The sequence below is a fragment of the Pseudovibrio denitrificans JCM 12308 genome, assembly GCF_001310815.1.
Taxonomy (GTDB): Bacteria; Pseudomonadota; Alphaproteobacteria; order Rhizobiales; family Stappiaceae; genus Pseudovibrio; species Pseudovibrio denitrificans.
Map to the genome: position 1 here is coordinate 161,320 of NZ_BAZK01000005.1, position 21,420 is coordinate 182,739.

General features: G+C 53.2%; 20 protein-coding genes and 3 pseudogenes. 9 read left to right on the forward strand and 14 right to left on the reverse strand.

Annotation, left to right across the window (positions count from 1 at the left end):
• The first annotated feature begins 52 nt into the window (after positions 1-52).
• Positions 53-313 (forward strand): hypothetical protein, encoded by a 261-nt coding sequence (locus JCM12308_RS07845; protein ID WP_054783376.1) that lies wholly within the window; start codon positions 53-55, stop codon positions 311-313.
• A 12-nt stretch (positions 314-325) separates the two neighbouring features.
• The gene (locus tag JCM12308_RS07850) at positions 326-643 is read left to right on the forward strand and encodes a hypothetical protein (RefSeq protein WP_054783377.1); all 318 of its coding nucleotides are present in this window, start codon (positions 326-328) and stop codon (positions 641-643) included.
• Positions 644-655: 12 nt separating this feature from the next.
• On the opposite strand, the gene recO is transcribed toward JCM12308_RS07850, so the two are convergent.
• The 9 genes and pseudogenes from recO to rpoZ all read right to left on the reverse strand — a co-directional run bounded on the left by recO (position 656) and on the right by rpoZ (position 8,556).
• Complete coding sequence (gene recO / locus JCM12308_RS07855) at positions 656-1,417, reverse strand: DNA repair protein RecO (protein ID WP_054783378.1); 762 nt, start codon at positions 1,415-1,417, stop codon at positions 656-658.
• A gap of 9 nt (positions 1,418-1,426) precedes the next feature.
• Positions 1,427-2,388 (reverse strand): annotated as a pseudogene (gene era, locus JCM12308_RS07860) (GTPase Era).
• Between the two features lie 7 nt (positions 2,389-2,395).
• Positions 2,396-3,102 (reverse strand): annotated as a pseudogene (gene rnc / locus JCM12308_RS07865) (ribonuclease III).
• Positions 3,103-3,141: 39 nt separating this feature from the next.
• Entirely contained in the window at positions 3,142-3,891 is a 750-nt protein-coding gene (lepB, locus tag JCM12308_RS07870; RefSeq protein WP_008546781.1) for a signal peptidase I, read from the reverse strand.
• 145 nt (positions 3,892-4,036) lie between these two features.
• The gene (gene acpS, locus JCM12308_RS07875; protein WP_008547316.1) at positions 4,037-4,456 is read right to left on the reverse strand and encodes a holo-ACP synthase; all 420 of its coding nucleotides are present in this window, start codon (positions 4,454-4,456) and stop codon (positions 4,037-4,039) included.
• Positions 4,457-4,600: 144 nt separating this feature from the next.
• Entirely contained in the window at positions 4,601-5,185 is a 585-nt protein-coding gene (locus JCM12308_RS07880) for a DUF2062 domain-containing protein (RefSeq protein WP_054783379.1), read from the reverse strand.
• Between the two features lie 25 nt (positions 5,186-5,210).
• On the reverse strand, positions 5,211-5,804 hold the full coding sequence (locus tag JCM12308_RS07885; RefSeq protein ID WP_008546661.1) for a type I phosphoribosyltransferase: 594 nt from the start codon (positions 5,802-5,804) through the stop codon (positions 5,211-5,213).
• Positions 5,805-5,829: 25 nt separating this feature from the next.
• Entirely contained in the window at positions 5,830-8,064 is a 2,235-nt protein-coding gene (locus tag JCM12308_RS07890) for a RelA/SpoT family protein (protein ID WP_014286080.1), read from the reverse strand.
• A gap of 96 nt (positions 8,065-8,160) precedes the next feature.
• Entirely contained in the window at positions 8,161-8,556 is a 396-nt protein-coding gene (rpoZ, locus tag JCM12308_RS07895; RefSeq protein ID WP_008547174.1) for a DNA-directed RNA polymerase subunit omega, read from the reverse strand.
• A gap of 824 nt (positions 8,557-9,380) precedes the next feature.
• On the opposite strand from rpoZ, the gene JCM12308_RS07900 reads away from it, so the two are divergent.
• Together JCM12308_RS07900 and JCM12308_RS07905 are read left to right on the forward strand one after the other, a co-directional pair.
• Positions 9,381-9,965: a LabA-like NYN domain-containing protein gene (locus JCM12308_RS07900; protein ID WP_008547287.1), complete on the forward strand. Its 585-nt coding sequence runs from the start codon at positions 9,381-9,383 to the stop codon at positions 9,963-9,965.
• Positions 9,952-10,623, forward strand: coding sequence for a uracil-DNA glycosylase (locus JCM12308_RS07905; RefSeq protein WP_208608985.1), 672 nt, complete (start codon positions 9,952-9,954; stop codon positions 10,621-10,623). The genes JCM12308_RS07900 and JCM12308_RS07905 overlap by 14 nt, the downstream gene beginning before the upstream one ends.
• Before the next feature lie 21 nt (positions 10,624-10,644).
• Here the strand turns inward: JCM12308_RS07905 and JCM12308_RS07910 are convergent, their stop codons facing one another.
• The 5 genes and pseudogenes from JCM12308_RS07910 to hemB all read right to left on the reverse strand — a co-directional run bounded on the left by JCM12308_RS07910 (position 10,645) and on the right by hemB (position 16,356).
• Positions 10,645-11,391, reverse strand: coding sequence for an arginyltransferase (locus JCM12308_RS07910; RefSeq protein WP_054783381.1), 747 nt, complete (start codon positions 11,389-11,391; stop codon positions 10,645-10,647).
• A 38-nt stretch (positions 11,392-11,429) separates the two neighbouring features.
• Positions 11,430-13,260, reverse strand: a pseudogene (locus JCM12308_RS07915) (SLC13 family permease).
• A gap of 83 nt (positions 13,261-13,343) precedes the next feature.
• The gene (locus tag JCM12308_RS07920) at positions 13,344-13,832 is read right to left on the reverse strand and encodes an RDD family protein (protein ID WP_208608986.1); all 489 of its coding nucleotides are present in this window, start codon (positions 13,830-13,832) and stop codon (positions 13,344-13,346) included.
• A 219-nt stretch (positions 13,833-14,051) separates the two neighbouring features.
• Positions 14,052-15,293, reverse strand: a complete 1,242-nt coding sequence (locus JCM12308_RS07925) for a threonine ammonia-lyase (RefSeq protein ID WP_054783382.1) — start codon at positions 15,291-15,293, stop codon at positions 14,052-14,054.
• 34 nt (positions 15,294-15,327) lie between these two features.
• A complete protein-coding gene (gene hemB / locus JCM12308_RS07930) occupies positions 15,328-16,356 on the reverse strand; it encodes a porphobilinogen synthase (protein WP_008547025.1) in 1,029 nt (342 codons plus the stop codon).
• A gap of 478 nt (positions 16,357-16,834) precedes the next feature.
• On the opposite strand from hemB, the gene JCM12308_RS07935 reads away from it, so the two are divergent.
• The 5 genes from JCM12308_RS07935 (at position 16,835) to ldtR (ending at position 21,380) form a co-directional block, all read left to right on the forward strand.
• Positions 16,835-18,001 carry an isobutyryl-CoA dehydrogenase gene (locus JCM12308_RS07935; RefSeq protein WP_054783383.1) on the forward strand — a complete coding sequence of 389 codons (1,167 nt, stop codon included), beginning with the start codon at positions 16,835-16,837 and terminating at the stop codon, positions 17,999-18,001.
• Positions 18,002-18,133: 132 nt separating this feature from the next.
• Positions 18,134-19,183 carry an enoyl-CoA hydratase/isomerase family protein gene (locus tag JCM12308_RS07940; protein WP_208608987.1) on the forward strand — a complete coding sequence of 350 codons (1,050 nt, stop codon included), beginning with the start codon at positions 18,134-18,136 and terminating at the stop codon, positions 19,181-19,183.
• Between the two features lie 58 nt (positions 19,184-19,241).
• Positions 19,242-19,652 (forward strand): DUF6163 family protein, encoded by a 411-nt coding sequence (locus JCM12308_RS07945; RefSeq protein WP_008546554.1) that lies wholly within the window; start codon positions 19,242-19,244, stop codon positions 19,650-19,652.
• A 157-nt stretch (positions 19,653-19,809) separates the two neighbouring features.
• Positions 19,810-20,712: a 3-hydroxyisobutyrate dehydrogenase gene (mmsB, locus tag JCM12308_RS07950; RefSeq protein ID WP_041769086.1), complete on the forward strand. Its 903-nt coding sequence runs from the start codon at positions 19,810-19,812 to the stop codon at positions 20,710-20,712.
• 155 nt (positions 20,713-20,867) lie between these two features.
• Entirely contained in the window at positions 20,868-21,380 is a 513-nt protein-coding gene (ldtR, locus tag JCM12308_RS07955) for a transcriptional regulator LdtR (protein ID WP_008546709.1), read from the forward strand.
• Positions 21,381-21,420: the final 40 nt, after the last annotated feature.

Consider the following 21,420-nt stretch of genomic DNA (forward strand, 5'->3'; position numbering starts at 1 on the left):
CCGTATTCGCCACTGTTGCATTTGCAGGCAGCCTCTTGCTGCGCCTGAGGTATTGGCTGGTTCCGGCAAGTCTTCTCCGCAAATCAAATTGGAGTTCCCGAAGTCTGATAAAAAGGCTGACGCGGACAAGTCGAAGGCAACTACGAAGACCACCAAGGCAGATCCCAAAGCCGCTGCGACTGATCCGAAGAAGGATCCAAAGCAGACAGCCAAGAAGCAAGAGCCTGCTCAGTCTGAAATCCGTATTCCACTGGGTGGTAAGAGCAACAGTCCTATGCTGGTGATCCCTGAAGGTAAAACCAAGAAGAAGTAGGGAGGTGAACCGATGCAGTTTATGCAGGTGCTTACTGTCAAAGGATTTGTGATGGCGTTTGGGGTGGTTGCGGTTTCTGCTTGCAGTCATGCTGCAGATACTGAGCGATCCGTCCCTCAAGGTTCGGCGCAGCAGAGTGCCCAAACAGAATGGGCGGAGCAGAACTCCGTTGTTGAAGCACCGGGCGTTCTTCGCAGCTGGTTTCAGCCTCCACCAGAAGATCAGCACCCTTATGTTCCGCCACCTCAAAAGCGTTATGTTCCGCTGGGAGGGGATAGCACTGGGCCAGTGATTGTTCTGCCGGGTGGAAATGGACCGCAGTCAGACTGAGGCTGCAAGTTCTCAGCTCATGTCTGAGAGCTCGGCGAAGTCTTTCTTGAGCGCTGTCACGTAGCTGTCGCGTGCCGGTGGCCAAGGGATGCTGCGCGGCTCGTAGATGTATTTGAAAAGGAAGTATCCGGTGAGTGAGAAGCCAGCTTCCATGTCGCCTTTCGAGATCTGGATGTTTTGTGAAAGGCGTGTCTGCGGGGCTTTCAGGAACTCTGGCAGGGTTAGAAGCTTGCTGGCGTAAGGTTGGCCTGCGGTTTTGCAAACGGCTCTGCCGGATTTGGGAGAGACCCAGATCAGCTCATCTGTCACGCCAGTGGCAGCGCATTCTGTGAGATCCAGACCGAACCCAAGTTCATTGAGTAGTTCCAGCTCAAAACGAAGCACGAGCGCTGCGCCGATTTGCGGATCTTCCAGATGGTCGAGGATGACATCCAGCGCATGGAACAGATTGGGGTGTGGATCGCGTTCTGGCAACAGACGGATTTGTGCGCACAGGCTTTGCAGGCCGTGAATGGCACGTGCCGTTTGCATGAGGTGGGCCGCGCGGAGCTGTAAGGGCTCAACGGTGAAGAAGCCCAGATGCTCATCCAGTCTGGCGCGCCATGTGAGATTGAGGTGGTTGCCTAGTTGAAGGGCAGGTTGCTGGCGGCGTGATCTGCCGCCGCGCACCAAACCAAGGCAACGGCCTCTGTCAGGCGTCAGGACTTCAAGCAGGATGTTGTTTTCACCCTGCTTGCGCGTTCCAATGACGATGCCTTCTGCCTGCCACTGCATGGTTTTGCTCTAATGAGGGAAGTCCAGTCCCATGTTGCGGTAACGCTCTGGGTCGTCGGACCAGTTCTCGCGCACTTTCACAAACACGAAGAGGTGGACTTTGGTCTCGAAAGCTTCGGTGAGCTCTTCACGTGCCGCTTTGGAGATTGCCTTGATGGTCTGGCCGTTCTTACCCAGCACGATGGACTTCTGGCTGTCACGCTCAACAAAAATGGTCTGCTCGATGCGGATGGAGCCGTCCTTTTTGTCTTCCCACTTGTCGGTCTCGACGGTGGAGATGTACGGCAGTTCCTCATGGAGGCGCAGATAGAGCTTCTCACGGGTGATCTCAGCTGCCAGCATCCGCAGAGGAATGTCGGAGGCCTGATCTTCCGGGTAGAGCCATGGACCTTTTGGCATCTGCTCAGAGAAGTACTTCAGAATGTCCTTGGTACCTGAGCCATTGATGGCGGATACCATGAAGGTCTGATCGAACTTGGTGTATTCGTTGGCTTTTGCTGCCAGCTCCAGCAACTGCTCGCGCTTGGTGATGTCGATCTTGTTGAGGATCAGACTTTTGGAAGCTTGATATGCTCCAGTTCGTTCAGGATGCGCTCAACAGCTTCATTGATGCCTTTCTTGGCATCGATGAGCACGGCCACCACGTCAGCGTCTTTTGCACCGCCCCAGGCTGTGTCGACCATTGCGCGGTCGAGACGGCGTTTCGGGCGGAAGATACCAGGAGTGTCAACAAAGATAACCTGGCTGTCGTCCTCAATGGCAACGCCACGTACGATTGCGCGGGTTGTCTGCACCTTGTGGGTGACGATTGAGACTTTTGTGCCAACCAACTGGTTCAGCAGCGTAGACTTGCCCGCGTTTGGCGCGCCAATCAACGCGACAAAGCCAGCGCGTGAGTTTTCGTTGACCGGCGCCAGGCCGAAGTTGAAGCCTTCCGGCAGGTCGTCGTTGTTGTTGTTTTCGTCGTTCATTTAAGACCTATTCGCTCCACACGCCTTCGCGGCGCAGGATGTTCTCGGCAGCGGACTGTTCAGCGATGCGCTTTGAGCTTCCAACTGCTTCGCCCGGGTCCACACCTTCCACGTTGACGCGGATCTTGAAGATCGGGGCGTGGTCGGGACCACTGCGAGAGATTGTTTCGTATTGCGGGGTAGGGCGTCCTTTGGACTGCGCCCACTCCTGAAGCGTTGTTTTGGCGTCTCGCAACGGGCCTGTGTAAGATACCATTCTTTCAGCAAAATAGCGCTTGATGAAGTTCTCTGCTTCGTCAAATCCGCTATCAAGGTAAATTGCTGCAATCAGGCTCTCGCACATGTCTGCAAGAATTGCCGTTTTGGTTCTGCCGCCAGTGTGCGCCTCAGCTTCGCCCACGCGCATGTGCTGGCCAATGCCAATGACCTTAGAGACCTCAGCACAGGTTTCGCGCTTCACAAGCTGGTTCAGGCGACGAGCAAGTTCCCCTTCATCCGCTTTAGGGAAATTTTCTTCCAGCATTGTCGCAATCGCAAGGCCAAGCACGCGATCGCCAAGAAACTCAAGGCGCTGGTAGCTTTGCAAAGAAGCTTGGCGACCGGAAGGGCACTGGCATGAGTCAGCGCACGAACAAGGAGTTCCTTGTTCGTGAACTTGTAGCCAATGCGCTCTTCCAGCGCTGCGTCAGATACCGGTCTTTTTCTTCTGCTCATATTCCGGCTAATTCCTTCAAAGCCTGCGCTGCAGGCTTGTTAGAGTACGTCACCAAGTCGATCCCAGCGAACGGTCCAAGGCCATTTCCAGAACATCCATGCTGGCTGGTCGTCTTCAACGGAGAAGAAGATGATCTCAGCGCGGCCGATAAAGTTCTCGAACGGGACGTAGCCCACTTCAGAAAGTACGCGGCTGTCCTGCGAATTGTCCCTGTTGTCGCCCATCATGAAATAGCGATCTGCTGGTACGTGATAAACGGGTGTGTTGTCCAGCGAGCCATTGGTTGTGATATCAAGAGTCTGATAGCTCACGCCATTCGGTAATGTCTCAATGTAGCGCGGGATTTTGTGGATGTTGCCGTAGGCATCTTTTTCGATGTAATCGTCGATACGCTTGCGCTCAACAGCTTCGCCATTGATGTGCAGCACACCGTTGATCATCTGAATTTCGTCGCCCGGCAGGCCAATCACACGTTTGATGTAATCTGTAGAATTGTCTTTCGGCAGTTTGAAGACAGCAATTTCACCACGCTCTGGCGGTGAGCTCCAGATGCGGCCTTCGAACGGTGCCAGCCCAAACGGGAAGGAGTACTTTGAATAGCCGTAGCTATACTTGGAGACAAACAGGTAGTCGCCAATGAGCAAAGTGTCTTTCATGGAGCCCGAAGGAATAAAAAATGGCTGAAAAAGAAATGTTCTAACAACCAGAGCGAGCAGCAGTGCTTGGGCGATGACCTTAATGGTCTCATATACGCCGCCTTCCTGCTCCTTTTCTTTGGATTGGCTCATGTTCATCCTTCGTGGTAAGAGAATACTCGCTTGGCCCGGTGCCCATCACTTTGTTAAGGCGAGTCAGTCCCCAGACAATAAAATTCACATAGGTGGATCTCTTAGCGGTTCAAGACCACTTCTGCAATCCAGTTCATTTACGTTTTCACGGCTCTAGGCCAGGCCAGTCCTCCGGCCAGGCCGAAATGACCACAAATGCCTGAGCCAGCGGGTAATCATCCGTAATTGTAAGGTCAATTCGTGGCACAAAGCCTTTTGGCACAAGTTTATCCAGTCTTTCTTTCGCGCCGCCGGTCAGGTGCAGAGTTGGCTTGCCGCTTGGCAGGTTGACCACGCCCATCTCTTTCCAGGCAACACCCATTGACAGGCCGGTGCCCAAAGCCTTGGAGCAGGCTTCCTTGGCGGCGAAGCGCTTTGCATAGGTCGCTGCCTTGTTGGCGCGCCCTTCTGCCTTTTCGCGTTCAACGTCTGTGAAGACGCGTTTTGTGAAGCGATCAGGAAAACGGGAGAGCGTTTTCTCTATTCTGCGGATGTCGCTCAGATCGCTGCCAATGCCAATAATCATCTGTGCCTCGTTGATTGACGGATATATTGGCGCGTGAGCGGAAAACCCACAAGCCTTCAGAGTAAGTTGTTCAGGTGCAATGCTTTTTCAAGGAGCGTTCTTGTTCATCTGATCAGGGGTGGGCGCTTTACCAGCTGCCCGCTTTTATTTGTCCTGATCTGCTTTTTTGCTTCTTGCTGCCAGTTTTCTTTTCAGGCGGAAGCGATGTTCACGGGCTTTCTGGTAGGTGGACACAGAACCCAGAACAACGAAATAGAAGAAAACACCAGCGACAAGACCCAATGGGATTGAGCCAATCAACATGGGTTTCAGGATTGGCCAGATGGTGTCCAGCGACTGAGACAGCATGGAGTGATCGAGCTTATCGCCAAAATGCGGCAGTGGGCGATCGCCTTCAGCCATGATGTAAAGGCCGACCTTGTAGGTGCTGGCCCAGATAAACGGGAAGGTGAGTGGGTTGCCGACTGCTGTGCCCAATGCGGCGGCTAAGAGGTTGCCGCGCAGGATGTAGGCGAGAACGAAGCTGAGAATGAAGTGAAAGCCGATGAACGGTGTAAATGAGGCGGCGGCACCGGCTGCGAACCCTGCAGCCACTTTTTGAGGGCTTGCTGAGAGGCGCAGGACGCGCTTTGAAAAGTACCTGAATGAGCGAGACCAACTGTGACGCGGCCAGACAGCCACGCGGATACGTTCTATTCTTGTTGGTTTATCCCGCCGTTTAAAAATCATTTCGGTTCAAGTACTTTGCTTATTCTCAATCGTGCCAGGTGAATGGCTCGACAGGGGTTGTTTCTATGGCCGGTATCTCAGCGAGTTCCTTTGGTACATTCTCGGCTGCATACACCGGCAGTTTTAATGGAGCAAGAGATATTAGCGGTACTCCCAAGTCTGTATCCTCAAGACTCCTGTCGATAAAACAACCAACACCTACGGTGTTAAGAGACAGTGACTGCAAGGCCTCAATTGTGGATAGGCATAGATGACCTGTTCCTACAACATCCTGAACTATAAATACATTTGACTTTGGAGGGATGGTTGCCGGGCCTGTGGTCAGCGCGCCACCCTCGCGACGTAACCATAGGGCACTTTTCTGCATGATTCTTGCAGTTTGCAGGCCAACGATGAGGCCACCTAAGCTGGGGGCAACGAAATGGGAGAAGTTCAGGAGCTGATGAGCGGCGATTTTTTTGACCAGCTCGGAGGCGAGTATCTCGACTTTGTCGGGATACTCCAGCAGCTTTTGTCGTTGAAGGTAGGCTGAGCCGTGCCAGCCTGAAGGAAGAACGAAGTGGCCTTCCTTCAGGGCGTCTGTTTCTCTGAAAACGTCCAGGACTGCATTTGGGCCCATGGGTTTTCCTTTTTATTATCAGCGGCTAGCCATTCACCCTTTGCGCTTCGGAGACATTGGGTTTGGCACGCAGCTGGTTCAGGATCAGATTCAGGTGCTTCAAATCCCATACCTCAAGATCAATTAGCATCTCGTGAAAATCAGAGGCTTTGCGGATCATTTTGATATTATCAATGTTGCCGCGATGGTCGCCAATCACTTTGGTGATAGCCGCCAGTGATCCCGGTTCGTTAACTGCAAACACGCTGATTTGCGCCGGGAAGCGCTCTGGTGCATTCGGGTCAATATCCCAGCGAACGTCGAGCCAGCGCTCTGGCTGATCGTCGAACTCTTTCAGGTCCGGGGACTGGATTGGGTAGATAGTGATGCCAACACCTGGTGTCAGAATGCCAACGATACGGTCGCCCGGTACTGCGCCGCCGCTTGGGGCGAAGCGTACTGGAAGAGAGCCGGAAACGCTTGTGCGGATCGGTAGGGAACCGTTCTTTGCACCGTCCTCTGACCCCTCAGGGATCTTGAACTTGACCGAGCTGCCTTTATCCAGATCGAACCAGCCTTCAGAGGCTGAGCCTGCTGGAGGGGTGCTTGTATTGCGGTCAGTGCCTTGTGCTGGCGCATAGTCCGGATATGCGACTTCGAGGACTGCGCCTGCCTGAATGTCACCACGGCCTACGGCGACGAGTAGGTCGAGTGTAGATTCCAGGTTGAACTTCTTGATGTGTGCTTCCAGAGCAGCCTCATCAAAGTCCTTTCCTGCGTGAGAGAAGGCGCGTTCCAGAATGTGTTTGCCGAGGCCGCCGTATTGCTGGCGGGCGGAGGCTTTGGTCGCTTTGCGGATAGCAGAGCGTGCCTTACCGGTGACGGCGATGTTTTCCCACGCTGGAGGAGGGGTCTGCGCTTGTGAGCGCACGATGTCGACTTCATCACCGTTGGTCAGCTCTGTGACCAGTGAGGAGATGCGTCCGTTGATCTTACAGCCAACGCAGGTGTTGCCGATGTCCGTATGGACTGCGTAGGCGAAGTCGATCGGTGTTGCGCCGCGCGGCAGCGCGATCAGGCGGCCTTTTGGTGTGAAGCAGAAGACCTGATCGTGGAAGAGCTCAAGCTTTGTGTGCTCGAGGAACTCTTCCGGAGATTCACCTTGTGCCAGCAGGTCGATGGTGCCGCGTAGCCAGCCATAAGCTCGGGATTCCGCGGTCATGGACTGAATGTTGCGACCGCCAGTGACGCCGTCTTTGTAAAGCGCGTGTGCCGCGATGCCGTTTTCTGCGATGCGGTGCATGGCTTGAGTACGGATCTGCAGCTCAACGCGCTGACGCTTTGGTCCCACTACCGTGGTGTGAATGGAACGGTAGTCGTTCTGCTTCGGCGTGGAGATGTAATCCTTGAAGCGGCCCGGTACGCATGGCCAAGCTGTATGGATGACGCCTAGTACGCGGTAGCAATCTTCCAGTGCAGGCACGATTGCGCGGAAGCCGTAAATGTCTGAGAGCTGCTCGAAGCCGAGGGACTTTTCTTCCATCTTGCGGAAGATGGAGTAAGCGCGCTTTTCGCGCCCGCTGATCTTGGCGGTGATGCCTTGTTCGGCGAGGCGCTGTGTGAGGTCTTCCTCAATGTCCGTGATCAGGCCTTCGTTCTTGCTGTGCAGGATCGCAAGGCGCTCGCGGATGGTGTTGCGAGCATCCGGGTAGAGGGTCTCGAAGGAGATGTCTTCCAGCTCATCGCGGATGTCCTGCATACCCATGCGGCCTGCGAGCGGCGCATAGATCTCCATGGTCTCTTCGGCAATGCGGATGCGCTTATCTTCCCGCATGTGGTGCAGGGTGCGCATGTTGTGCAGCCGATCGGCCAGTTTTACGAGGAGAACGCGGACATCATCAGCGATGGCAAGCAGAAGCTTGCGGAAGTTTTCAGCTTGTTTGGCTTTACGGGATACCAGATCCAGTCGCTGGATCTTGGTCAGGCCCTCTACGAGTTTGCCGATTTCCTCACCAAACATGCGATCAATTTCGGCACGTGTGGCATCGGTGTCTTCAATAGTGTCATGAAGCAGGGCAACAGCAATGGTCGCATCATCCAACTTCATGTCGGTGAGGATGGCTGCAACTTCGAGAGGGTGGGAAATATAAGGATCCCCAGAGGCGCGGGTCTGGGTACCATGCTTTTGCATGGCATAAACATATGCCTTGTTGAGCAGCGCTTCATCCGTATCAGGATTGTAGCTGGTTACTCTCTCAACAAGTTCGTATTGACGCATCATTTTCGGGCGGCCGCTTCACTATGCAAATAAGCTAGGGCCGGACCTGAAAATGCGAGGCGCCGGCCCGGCCGACGCCGACATCTTGCGTGAGGGCGATTAGTAGTCGTCGGAACGTTCCGGCGGTACCAGGCCTTCAAGCCCCTTCAGCAGGTCTTCTTCAGTAATGCTGTCGAATTCGACTTCTGAATCGTCAACTGCATTGATCTGAAGTTGTTGTGGGTCGCTAGGAACCATTGGTGCTGTTTCTGCTTCCGGTTCGTCCACTTCCACGAACTTCTGAAGAGAGTGAATGAGGTCTTCTTTCAAGTCCTCCGGGCTCACTGTTTCTTCAGCGATTTCGCGAAGCGCAACAACCGGGTTCTTATCGTTGTCGCGGTCGATTGTCAGCGGCGAGCCACTGGAAATCATCCGGGCGCGATGGCTGGCAAGCAGAACCAGCTCAAACCGGTTTTCGACCTTGTCGACGCAATCTTCGACGGTCACACGTGCCATTCGATCACTCCGTAATATCTGGGAATTCAGAGGCCACTCATAGAATGCTTCTTGTTTTAAGGCAAGAGCCGTTTCTGTATTTTTTGTGCAACTCCTTTACATCTTATTATGAAAGGAGAAATTTTCCAGTCCGGAGCTGCTTAAGATTAGGCCAGAGAGAAATTGGGGCTTTAGGTCTAACGCGCTTGATTTTAACTTCAATACTATTGTGAAGGGCTGCTTTAGTGTGCAGTGCTAAGTCGGATTAGTTTTTTATTGTTAGTTTTTCTGGAGGAACGAATTTTCAAATCTTCAACTCCTGAGTGAGTTTCAAGATCCGTTTTGTACACTGGAATTGGAATAGATGAAAAAAAATAACAAATTAGAATTAACCGAAATTCTGGTCCAGATATTCTTGGAATGCCCTAGATCCGAAAAAACAAGGAAACCTTGTTTCTATTGGAACCATTAGTATCTATATCCGGTGGTTTGTTTCTAAGCTAAACTGGAACTATAATATAAAGTGGGAATATTTGGTGGGTTCCTGTTAATTTATGCAAGATGACATCTGTAAATTTCATTCATCTTGTTTTAGTTTCTGGCCGGTGAATCGAACTGTATTGGTCCGATATTAACTAGACCAATGCAATATATACGCTGAGGGACAAGGTTTTATGTTTGTCCGTAACGAATGCGTATTCGATTTAACGTAGAGTGCAACCGGGTCAATTAGAACGGCATACATTCTAGACATGTCACGACAGCAAACAGGCATGTCCAGAAAGTGATTGCTTATAACAAGTTACTGACTTACGCGTCTGTGCAGCGGAAAGGCTAAAAATAATATGTTTGATCCCCGCGAAAAGATTGCTTTATTCATTGATGGAGCGAACCTTTATTCGACGGCGAAAGCAATTGGTTTCGACATCGATTACAAGCGTCTCTTGAAAGAATTCCAATCAAAGGGCTACCTGCTACGCGCTTACTATTATACTGCGCTGGTGGAAGAGCAGGAGTACTCCTCCATTCGTCCATTGATCGATTGGCTGGACTACAATGGCTACAAGGTCGTTACCAAACCTGTTAAGGAATTCGTGGATTCAGCAGGACGTCGCAAAATTAAAGGCAACATGGATATCGAGCTGGCTGTGGACGCCATGCAGTTGATTGATCATGTTGACCATATCGTTCTGTTCTCTGGTGATGGTGACTTCCGTTCTCTGGTTGAAGCGCTGCAGCGTCGTGGTCGCAAGGTTTCTGTTGTTTCTACACTTCAGACGCAGCCGCCAATGATTGCTGATGATCTGCGCCGTCAAGCGGACCACTTCATCGAACTTTCCACGTTGATGCAACGTGTTGGTCGTGACCCAAACGAGCGCCCACCACGTGTTGAAGACGAGGATGATGAGATCGGAGATGACGACTACTAAGGTCTGTCACGGTATCGAAAGTTTGCAGAAGCCGGGGAGAGAGTGTCCACTCTGTTCCCGGCTTGTTGCGTATAGGGCGGAGTTGCGCGAGCTTCACCCTGATTGGCACAATGCGCCTGTGCTGGACTATGGTCCTGTTGATGCCTCTCTCATTGTTGTAGGGCTGGCTCCGGGACACAAAGGTGGTAATCGCACCGGTATTCCGTTCTTTGGTGATTTTTCCGGCGAAATGCTCAATGGCGCTCTGACGGAGAGTGGGTTTGCCTCTTACAAAGATGTGGCGTCGCCGGAGCTTGGGATTGAGCCTCTGGATGTGCGGATCACAAATGTGGTGAAGTGCATGCCGCCGAAAAATGCGCCAAAACCTGCGGAAATCAGGAGCTGTCGGCCATTCTTTCTAGATTCCATGCTGGTGAGTGATCAGACGCGTGCTGTTGTGGCTGTGGGGCGGACGGCGCATGAGGAGCTGTTGAAGGCTTTTGAGTTGAAGCTGAAGGACTATCCGTTCGGGCATAATCGTGAAACTCAGCTCACGCCTTTTCTCAGAATGTTTTCCAGCTTCCATTGTTCTCAGTACAACGTGAATACGCGGCGGATCACAGCCGAGCAGTTTACGGCTGTGTTTATGCGCGTGCGCGAGTATTTGAACTCTCTTTAGAAAATTAGCGAAAAGCTTAGGTTAGTCCTGACGTTCCCAGCCCTGGGAGCCAAGGTGTTCCTGTGGTTTGAAGCGCTCTTTATACGCCATCTTCGGAGAGCCTTCGACCCAGTATCCCAGATAGACATAGGGCAGGCCGAGGTGTTGTGCGCGGGCGATATGATCGAGGATCATAAAGGTGCCGAGGCTTCGGTTGGTTTGGGAGTGGTCGAAGAAAGAGTAGACCATGGAGAGGCCATCGCAGAGGCGGTCGGTCAGAGCGACGCCGATGAGTGGGCCTTCTCCTTCACCAGACAGGAAGGAGTTTGGGCCTCGTCGGCGGTACTCGATGATAGCTGTGTCAACGTGGGTATCTTCGACCATCATGGAATAGTCGCCCGGGGACATCTCTGTCATGCCGCCATTGGTGTGGCGGGCATTCAGATATTCATGGAACAGGTCATATTGCTCAGTGGACGGGCCGGGTGGCAGCTCCGTGCCAAGCAAATCCTGATTGTCTTTCCAGACGCGTTTGAGCGATTTGGTCCACTTGAACTCCTGAGCGCAGACGCGGATAGAGACGCAAGCTCGGCAATCTTCGCAGGCAGGACGATAGGCGATATTCTGAGAGCGGCGGAAACCGCCTTGTGTGAGAACGTCGTTAAGCGCAGGGGCATTGGGTCCAACAAGATGCGTGAAGACTTTGCGTTCTTTACGATCTGGCAGGTAGGGGCAATCCGTGGGGGCAGTCAGATAAAACTGCGGGTTATCATAGGCTTGCCGTGTCACCTAGCGCGTCCCTCTCTCTTCTTTATTTATCGCTGGCCTTACAGATTATAATAGTAAGGAGCTGCAAATGAGAAGGTCAACCATATGATTATGGCGAGAGGTGTGCCGGCGAAGAGGAAATCTGAGAACCGGTAGTGGCCTGGGCCCATGACGATGAGGTTTGTCTGATAACCAATTGGCGTTGCAAATGAGCAGTTTGCTGCAAAAATCAGGCAGACGATGAAGGCTCTACAGGTACGCCAACCCGGTGCGCCATTTCGATTGCAATGGGCGTAAACAGCACCGCGGTTGCGTTGTTGCTGAGTAAGTTGGTTAAGACAGCGACAACAGCAAAGAGCAATGAGAGGACAAATGCCGGCGATCGGCCATCGGCGATGTTGAGAAGTGCCGAGGCGATGGCATCGTCACCACCTGTTGCTTCCAGTGCTAACGAGGCTGCGATCGAGGCGCCGATGAGCATGAAGATGCGACTATCGATGGTGCGCAGGGTCTGGCGGATGTTGAGGCAGCCGAAGGTGATCATGGCAAAGGTTGCAGCAACGGAGGCGACCATAATCGGTACAACTCCGGTGACAGCAAGCGTGATCATGGCAACAAAAATGGCCAGCGCACGGCGGGCATATTGTCGTTGAGGCAGCTCGGTTGCGGACCAGTCCATGAGGAGGACATCTCGGTTACCGCGCAGACGGTTAATTTCTTCACGGTTGCCAGCGATCAGCAAAACATCCCCAGATTCCATACGGATATCAGTCATCGGCATGCGTGGCATGCGGCTGCGGCGCTGCAATCCCGTCACCACACAGCCGGTATCAGCGTGGAAACTTGTCATGGAAAGCGTGCGGCCAATCAGGCGTGAACCAGGGGCAATAACTGCTTCAGCAAGGGTGAGGGTGCCAGACGGGGAAGCGTGCTCTGCTTCGCTGGTTGGGCTTTCGTTTGCGTCTGCTGGAAGGAGGGGGTGGCGTTGGCTGATGGCGCGGGTGAGGGTGTCGCGGGTGGCGGCAACGATCACGGTGTCGCCCGGCTGCAACTGGACCTCTTCGAATGGAGGCAGGAGCGGGCGTTCGCCGCGCTGGATCAGGCGAACGGTCATCTCTTTCAGGGCAGGAAACATGCCTGCAACGGCCTTTTCACCAACCAGAGGGTGGCCGTAAACTATTGGAATCTGTGCAATAAACTGCCGTCCGTCTTTGCCGGTGAACTCTTCCGCCATGGTTTGGCGCGGTTTGAGGACGCGTGGCAGAACGAACAGGACGTAGACGGCACCAACGGCTGCCAGAATGGCGCCGAATCCGGTGAAGGTGAAGAAATTGATGCGGACTTCGCCGGTTGCGTTGGCTACGTTGGCGACGAGCAGGTTGGTGGAGGAGCCGATCATTGTTGTCATGCCGCCCAGGATCGTGATGAACGAGAGGGGCATAAGAAAACGTGAGGAAGAGGTGCTATGCGCGGCAGCAACCGTGGTCAAAATCGGCAGTGTGATGACCACCACAGGTGTGTTGTTCAAAAACGCGCTGACGATGCCGACGGTGATAAGCAGCGGTCCGGTCGCGAGCCAGCGGCGCTGTTTTGACATGCGCAGGATGGCTTGAGCGGGTTTGTCGAGAGCGTCTGTCTGGAAGAGGCCTTGCCCGACTATGAGCAGACAGATCACCGTGATCAGGGCCTGATTGGAAAAGCCGGAGAGAAAATCCTCCGGCCTGATCGGTGATCCATTGAGTGTATGTGGGAAAGCCATGAACAGCAGCATGAGGCTACGATGGAGCCAAGTGCTACGATTTCGATGGCGATGCGTTCCAGCGCATAAAGGACAATCGTGAATCCGATGATCACAAAGGTCAGGATCATCGGTATGTTCAGGTTCTCCATGCGCGTCCCCGCTCGTGCTACTCTTTCACACGTTATTAGAGGGTCCGGGCGGGTTCGTCACTGCACGTTGCATCATTGGTTTGTTATCGATGCAGACTATCCACCGGGGAATTCATAATAACGGCACCTAGCACGATATCATGGAGCAGTCGCTTTTGGTCACTAAACAATGAGACTATGAGGACAAAAGGGCTGAGTATTGTTACCGAGAAATAAAAGAGCAGAACGTGGATTGCTGCGTAGAGCGGGTACGGACGGCCACCATTTTGCAGGCGCATTTCCAGCCCAAACGCGCGCATACCCGGTGTTGCGGAGTTGTATCCGCCCAGTGAGAAGGCAGTGTAGGCAAGGGCAACAAGTGGCCAGATTGCAGGGAATAACAGCCATGCAAGGCCAAGCGTCAGGATGCCGAGAAAGCCAACGACGAAGTAAGCGATACCAGAGAGAACGGTGATCGCGATGATATCAATCACGCACGCAAAGATCCGCTTTTTCCGCACACCATCAAACAGGTGCGGATTAAGGTAGGGATCATAATAAGTGTTGGGGTGCGCGCTCACTTGCTGGCTCATTTCTTCCTCGGTTAGATTCAACTGTGCTGAGGTCTTCCCCAGCGTCTTTCAGTAGAATTGGGTGTGCATTTTCAAGTTTCAAGCGGGAGTAGTAAACTATTTTTGTAGAATCCGGCATGTGGGGATATTTTTGCGTGGACCACAATAGTTGCGCAAGCGCCAACGGGAGAGGCTGGCGCTTGTTCTGATTGCTCGTCTTACTGTCAGGCGAGGATATGCCTAGAACCGCATCTCACCGGAAGAGAGCAGTGTGACGTGGATATCTCCGGCTTCCAGTGCCGCGATGATTTCTTTGGCGTGCTGGTTATCGCGGGTCTCAATGGCCACATCCAGTGTTGCCCCTTTGACTGAGACATCGAGGAACAGGCGGTGGTGGGAGACTTCCAGAATGTTGCCGCCCAGCTGGCCGATAGTGGTTGAGATTTCGCCGAGGATGCCCGGGCGATCCGGGATGTTGCAGCGGATGTGAATGATGTTGCCGAGGCGAACCAACTGGCGCAGTGCGATGGAAGCCAGCAGACGTGGATTAATGTTGCCGCCGCAGAGGACAAGTCCAACTTTTTTGCCTTTGAAGCGCTCAGGATGGGCGCACATGGCAGCGAGCCCGGCTGCTCCAGCGCCTTCAGCTACGGTTTTCAGGCGGGTGAGGAAGATGTTGATAGCTTCCTCAATCTGGCTTTCACTGACCAGCAGGATGTCATCGACATATTCTTTGACCAGCTGCTGGGTGTAAGTGCCGGGCACTTTCACCGCGATACCTTCTGCCAGCGAGTTGCCGCCACATTCCATCGGTTCGTCGCGCAGGGCGGCGTACATGGACGGGTAGAGCTCGCTTTCAACACCGATGATTTCAATATCTGGATTGATCGCTTTGGCTGCGACTGCGATGCCGGAGATCATTCCGCCACCACCGACTGGCACGATCAGGGTGTCCAGATCCGGCTGATCCTTCAGCATTTCAAGTGCAATGGTGCCCTGACCAGCAATGACTTGCAGATCGTCGAATGGGTGGACCCAGATGTAGCCGTGCTCTTCTGAGAGGCGGTCAGCTTCTTTCTTGGCATCGTCTACAGTTTCGCCTGCGAGGACGACTTTGGCGCCATAGGCTTTGGTTGCTTCTACTTTCACATAAGGCGTGCCATTAGGCATGACAATGAGAGCGGGAATGCCAAGGCGTTGTGCGTGCAAAGCCACCGCCTGTGCGTGGTTGCCTGCGGACATGGCAATCACACCGCGGCTCTTTTCTTCTTCTGTCAGGTGAAGCAGCTTGTTCAGGGCGCCGCGCTCTTTGAATGCGTTGGTGGCCTGCATGTTCTCGTATTTGACGAAAACGGAGGCACCGGTGATGGCATCCAGTTGAGCTGCTGGCAGGAGCGGTGTTGAAATCACCGCGCCCTTGATGTTGTTTGCAGCCTCTTCAATGTTGGACAGGGTGAGAAGAGGTGAGGCCACCTTTGGCATGTTTTGTTCTCGCAGGTGTCTTGTTTTACGGGCTTTATTTGCCGTTCAGTTTTTTCGCAAGTTCAGGTGCAAAGTAGGTTAAGACACCATCTGCACCGGCGCGTTTGAAGGCCATCAGGCTTTCCATCATCGCCTTGTCCTTGTCCATCCAGCCGTTTTGAGCTGCAGCGCAGATCATCGCGTACTCACCGGAGACCTGATAGGCATAGGTTGGGGCAAGGAAGGTATCTTTGATGCGGCGGAGAATATCGAGGTACGGCATGCCAGGCTTTACCATGATCATGTCCGCGCCTTCTGCCAGATCCAGCTCTGCTTCTTTCAGTGCTTCGTCTGTGTTGGCCGGGTCCATCTGATAAGTGCGCTTGTCGCCCTTCAGATTTGCATTGGAGCCAACAGCGTCGCGGAACGGGCCGTAAAAGGCGGAAGCGTATTTTGCGGAATACGCCATGATCTGCAGGTTCTCAAAGCCCTGATTGTCCAGCGCATAACGGATCGCGCCGATACGACCATCCATCATGTCGGATGGAGCAATGATGTCAGAGCCTGCTTCTGCCTGAATAAGCGCCTGACGGCAGAGCTGGTCGACGGTTTCGTCGTTGATGATCTTATCACCAGCCATCAGGCCGTCGTGGCCGTGAGAGGTGTAGGGATCGAGCGCGACGTCCGTCATCAGACCAACAGGGAAACCTTCTGCCTTGATCGCCTGAAGAGCGCGGCAGGTGAGGTTGCTGTCATTCAGCGCTTCGGTGCCCATTTCGTCGCGCAGGTCTGGATCTGTGTTCGGGAACAGGGCAATAACCGGAATGCCCAGTTCTGCTGCCTGCTCAGCGGCGCGCACTGCCATATCGACAGAGTACCGCTCAACGCCCGGCATGGAAGCAACTGGTTCTGTTTTCTTTTCGCCATCAATCAGAAAGATCGGCCAGATCAGGTCATCAGTGGTGATTGTGTTTTCGCGGATGAGGCGACGGGACCAATCGCTGTGACGATTGCGACGCATTCGGCGGCCGTTCAAAATCTGGTTCATGTCTACGGAAGAATGCGATTCATTGGCAAACGGCATGGTAACTCACCTGAATGACTGGTTGTTGGCGCTCTCGTAGAGCTGAGAGCGACGGCTTACTCAAAACTACTAGGGCATTTGATGTCAGATAGCACGGTGTGTTTGCTTGATAAAACTCAAATTCTTTTTGTGTTCCAAAGCTTCTTTAGAATCGCAGAAAGGTTTTCGCTTTCCGTGCAATTTAATAGTGGACGACCTTGTTATCCCCTCAGCAGATTGGAAACGCAACGGGAACAAGTGGGGAATCACTCCAGAATTGGACGCTGGTTTCAGCTTTGCGCGATTTGTTGCGTTGGTTTGAAAGCTTTGCGTTTTTTGAACGTTGTTGTGTACGGGGTGCTGTTTTGACTGAGCAATTGGTCTTATCTTGGTCTTTCCGAGAATTGACGCAGTTTGGGTGCGGGGCTACCGATTGACGCAATTACTTCAATTTTGGGGCTGATGGTTGTGGGAGCCGTTGGCTGGGAGGACGGATTCCATGGAATTTGAACTGAACGAAGATCAACGTGCCTTTGTTGATATGGCTGCCGGGTTTGCGCAGGAGGAGATGGCGCCTTTTGCAGCGGAGTGGGATGCGAACTCTCATTTCCCTCTGGATGTGCTTCGCAAGGCGGCTGCGCTGGGTCTGGGCGGACTTTATGTGCGTGAAGATGTGGGCGGCTCTCAGTTGGGGCGGCTTGATGGGGCGTTGATCTTTGAAGAGCTTTCCAAGGGTTGTGTTTCCACGTCTGCGTTTCTTTCTATCCATAATATGGCAGCGGGTATGCTGGACCGGTTTGGGTCTGATGAGCTGCGGCAGAGATTTCTCCCTGATCTTTGCAGCATGGAGAAAGTGGCGAGTTACTGTCTGACCGAGCCGGGGGCCGGTTCTGATGCAGCGTCTTTGAGAACGCGGGCTGTGCGGGATGGGGATCATTATGTGATCAACGGTTCCAAGTCCTTTATCTCCGGTGGTGGTGTGTCGGATGTTTATGTCTGCATGGTGCGTACCGGTGAGGATGGGCCGAAAGGGATATCCTGTATCGTTGTTGAGAAGGATGCGCCGGGGCTCTCCTTTGGTGCCAACGAGCATAAGCTGGGGTGGTGCAGTCAGCCGACGGCCCAGGTGATCTTTGAGGATTGCCGTGTTCCAGTGGAGAATCTGGTTGGCGCAGAAGGCCAGGGCTTCAGTATTGCGATGGCCGGGCTTGATGGTGGTCGTCTGAACATTGGTGCCTGTTCTCTTGGCGGGGCGCAGTTCTGTCTGGACCGGGCGCTGCAGTATATGGATGAGCGCAAGCAGTTTGGGCGGTCTCTAGCGCAGTTTCAGGCGCTGCAGTTCAAAGTGGCGGATATGGCGACTGAACTGGAAGCAGCGCGTCTGCTGCTTCACAAAGCAGCGTACTTGCTGGACAAAAAAGATCCTCAGGCGACCAAGATGGCGGCGATGGCCAAGCGACTTGCGACGGATACGGGCTTCAAGGTGGTCAATGAGGCGCTGCAGATCCATGGTGGTTACGGGTATCTGAAGGATTATCCGCTGGAGCGTCATCTGCGTGACTTGCGGGTGCATCAGATTTTGGAAGGTACCAACGAGATCATGCGCGTCATCGTGGCGCGTGAGCTGATGAAGCTTGAGCTGCCTAGCTGGTTCTTCATAGGATGAATTGAGGGAGCTGCTTTGGCTCCCGTGTTGCGTATCTTTGCCCGAAACTCGGTGTCTACTGCGCGGAGATACGCCTAACATTTTTAGCAAATGAATAGGTGCGCTGTGCAACAGGAATATGCGGGGGATGTCTTGTCCGAAACTACTGATGTTCTTTTTGAAGAGAAAGGCCATGCGGGCCTGATCATTCTCAATCGCCCGAAGGCTCTGAATGCTCTGACACACGAGATGTGTGTTGTCATGCATCGGCAGCTGGAGCGCTGGCTGATTGATGATGCGGTCCATCATGTTCTCATCAAGAGTAACAGCGAGAAAGCCTTCTGCGCAGGCGGTGATATTCGTCAGGTGGCTGAGAATGGCCCGGAGAATATCGACAAGAGCCTGCCGTTCTTTGCGGATGAGTATCGCCTGAACACCTACATGGAGAGTTACCCTAAGCCGTTGATTGCCTTGATTGATGGGATCGTGATGGGTGGTGGTGTCGGCATCTCTGTGCATGGGGCTTACCGCGTTGGCAGTGAGAAGACGCTGTTCGCGATGCCAGAGACTGCGATTGGCTTCTTCCCGGATGTGGGCGGCAGTCACTTCCTGCCGAAGATGCCTCAGAACACGGGTATGTACTGCGCCATGACCGGTGAGCGTCTTAAGCAGGCGGATTGCTACTGGACTGGTATTCTCACCCATGCGGTGAAGCGGGATGATATGGCGGCTCTGGAAGAGGCGCTGTGTGAAGCGCAGGATGTGGAGCCAGTGCTGGCGCGCTATGCGTTTGATCCGGGACCAGCACCGCTGCATGCCAAAGCGGATGTGGTGGATGAGTGCTTCGGTGCTGAGAGCACGTTGGAAGTTGTGGATCGTCTGCGCAAGCTTTTGGGTTCTGAGCATGATGATTTCGCAGCAGCTGCACTGGATACGATCTCCAAGCGCTCCCCGCTGAGCATGGAAGTGGCTTTCCAGCAGGTGCGGCGCGGTGAAGGGCTTTCCATGAAAGACTGCATGATCATGGAGCATCGGATCGTCTCACAGATCCTGCTGGGCAAGGACTTCTATGAAGGCGTGCGAGCTGTGATTATCGATAAGGATCATGCACCTAAATGGCAGCATTCAAGCCTTGATGAAATAAAAACAGTTGATGTTGAGGCCCATTTTATGTCACCGAAGGGGGGTGACCTCGTATTTTAACGGGGCGAGGGGCCTCCTGCCTGTTGTTGAGGCGGATGAGTAAGGTGGAGCTAAGAGTATGCCTGGCGTTTTTGTAGAGCTGATGAAGAGGGTTCCCTCCTTTCAGTTTTTGCTGCATGCGTATGTCAGGCTGCTTGCTGTGTTCATGTTGTTTGCTGGCCTTAACTATTGGAGCGCGATTATTGGTGTGCGTTTGATTGATGGCATGCCGTTTGAGGATGTGGGTGTGCAAGTGCAGTCCACCATTATCTTTTTCGCGATTCTTGATCTGGTGACAGCTATCGGTTTGTGGCTGCTTTCCAGCTGGGGAACAGTCATGTGGCTGTTCCGCTCACTGGCCCAGGTGGTGATGTATTCTGTGTTTCCCATGGTCTTTGGTCGTAGTCCGACCGAGGTGGTATTCTACATCAGTGCAATCGCCGTTTACCTAGTTCTGCTTTATCTTGCAGAGCGAGAGGAGCGGGCCTGATCGACCAAAGTCGTGTTTGGTCTGTAACTCATTGAAATTTATCGTTTTGCAAACGGCCGTTCACGTCAATTTGATCTGAGCGAACCCTAGGTGATCAGCTTCGGGCAAGTTCTAAATGTTCAAAATCCAGACGGACGGCGATTTTCGGGAGGATGCAATGGGAGAAACTGTTCTTCGCGTTGCTTTTATTGGTCTTGGCAATATGGGCGGCCCTATGGCTGCAAATCTTGTCAAAGCCGGACATGAAGTCGTCGGTGTAGATCTTTCTGAAGAGGCGCGTGCTGCGTTTCAGGCTGCAGGTGGGCAGGTTGCCACATCCGCGGTTGAAGCAGTCCGCGACGTTCAGGCTGTTGTTACCATGCTGCCAGCAGGGAAGCATGTTCGCGCCGTTTATACGGGCGCGGATGGCATTCTTGCGCATGCACCAAAAGGCACGCTGTTTATTGATAGTTCGACTATCGATGTGGACAGCAGCCGCGATGTTGCAAAAGCAGCGAGCGAAGCTGGCATGGACATGGTCGATGCTCCGGTTTCCGGTGGTATTGTGGGTGCTGCGAACGGCACATTGACCTTTATGGTTGGTGGGCCTGATGCTGCATTTGAACGGGCTAAACCGCTCCTGGATATCATGGGAGCCTCAATTGTTCATGCTGGTGATGCTGGCGCTGGGCAGGCGGCAAAGATCTGTAACAACATGTTGCTTGGTATTTCGATGATCGGTACCTGCGAGGCGTTTGTTTTGGCTGAGAAGCTGGGTCTGGACCCACAGAAGCTTTATGACATCTCCTCCAAGTCCTCTGGTCAGTGTTGGTCTTTGACCTCTTACTGCCCGATTCCCGGACCGGTCCCGACTTCGCCAGCCAACAATGAATACAAACCCGGCTTTGCAGCGCCAATGATGCTTAAAGATTTGTTACTGGCGGAAGAGGCAGCAGATTCGAGTGGGGCGAATACACCTATGGGTGAAAAAGCGGCTCGCCTTTATGAGGAATACTGTAACAATGGCGGGGAAAACGTCGACTTCTCCGGCATCATCCACTTGCTTCGGAAGTCAGGGTAAACAGAGGGTTAACGGAAAGGTCTACACGCTTGCTAGTGATTAAGAAATAATTCATCGTGTCTCTTAAGCGGTTCTTAGAAGCGGTCGCGTAAATTTGCTTCAAGTGCTGATAAAAATACGAACGCACGAAAAATATGGACATGAGGCGCAACCAGATGATCAATACAAACAGGGCCGTTGAGGTCTTGGCGCAAGAAGAAGAAACGGTAGGGCTGAAGCCTGCGTACCTTGAGGCACTTACGCTCATTGAGCGTTTGCATCGTCGCCTTCTTGACGTCATCAAAGATGAGTTTGACCGGATGGGTCGTTCCGATGTGAACAGCGTTCAGGCGCTGCTTCTTTTCAACATCGGCGACGCCGAGCTGACTGCAGGCGAGCTTCGTACTCGCGGTTATTATCTAGGTTCTAACGTTTCTTATAACCTTAAGAAGCTCGTAGAAACCGGATACATCAATCATGAACGTTCCCAGATGGATCGCCGTTCCGTACGTGTGAGCCTGACGGACAAAGGACGTGAAATTGCTCAGATTGTTGACGATCTTTATAGTCGTCATATCCTTTCTGTTGAGCAGGTTGGTGAGCTCTCAACCGAGAACTTTGAGGAGCTAAACCGGTCCCTGCGTCGTCTGGAACGCTTCTGGACAGATCAAATCCTCTACCGTCTCTGATTTCAGAGTGGTTTCTGACCTTTCAAAAAACACCGCTTCC